The organism is Flavobacterium magnesitis (genome assembly GCF_041729735.1).
Classification (GTDB): domain Bacteria; phylum Bacteroidota; class Bacteroidia; order Flavobacteriales; family Flavobacteriaceae; genus Flavobacterium; species Flavobacterium magnesitis.
In genome coordinates this window covers 1-553 of record NZ_JBCFQK010000059.1, presented here as the reverse complement: position 1 = coordinate 553, position 553 = coordinate 1, and the positions used below count along the sequence as shown (strand labels likewise).

General features: G+C 34.5%; 1 protein-coding gene. It reads left to right on the top strand.

What is annotated here, in order from left to right:
• Window positions 1-83 precede the first annotated feature (83 nt).
• Window positions 84-521, top strand: a complete 438-nt coding sequence (gene tnpA / locus AAGV33_RS16375) for an IS200/IS605 family transposase (RefSeq protein ID WP_373393451.1) — start codon at window positions 84-86, stop codon at window positions 519-521.
• The last annotated feature ends 32 nt before the right edge of the window (window positions 522-553 follow it).

Here is a 553-nt window from a genome sequence, read left to right as displayed (position 1 = left end):
TTTATTGGTCTCAGATTCGGGTTTAAAACCCTGCAATTTATTGCAGTACTTTAGTAATGCGAAAAAATCTTTACCTTTAGATTATGAGTACAGATTTAAGAAAAGGTTCGCACACAGTAAGCCGATTAACATGTCATGTTGTTTGGGTTACTAAATATAGGTTTAAAGTTTTGAAAGGTGATATTCAAAAGCGTTGCCGTGAGATTTTGATACAGATCTGTGAAGCTGAAGGAATTGAAATTTTAAAAGGAGTTGTTAGTTCAGACCATGTTCACATGCATATAGAATACGCTCCAAAGCATAATGTTAGCTCGATTTTAAAAAGTTTCAAAGGAAGAACTTCAAGAAAATTACAGATGGAATTTCCTGAATTGAAGGAACGGTATTGGGGACAACATTTTTGGGCAAGTGGTTATGGTGTTTGGAGTACCGGAAATATAACGGATAAAATGGTGAATGAATATTTGGAGCATCACAGAAAAAAAGAGAGTGATGATAATTCAAATTTCATTCTCGAATGAAAGAAATGAGGGACTTTCAGTCCCTCGTAAAG

Coding starts and splice junctions, on each gene's coding strand:
- tnpA (WP_373393451.1), top strand. CDS start 84: ATGAGTACAGATTTAAGAAAAGGTTCGCACACAGTAAGCCGATTAACA.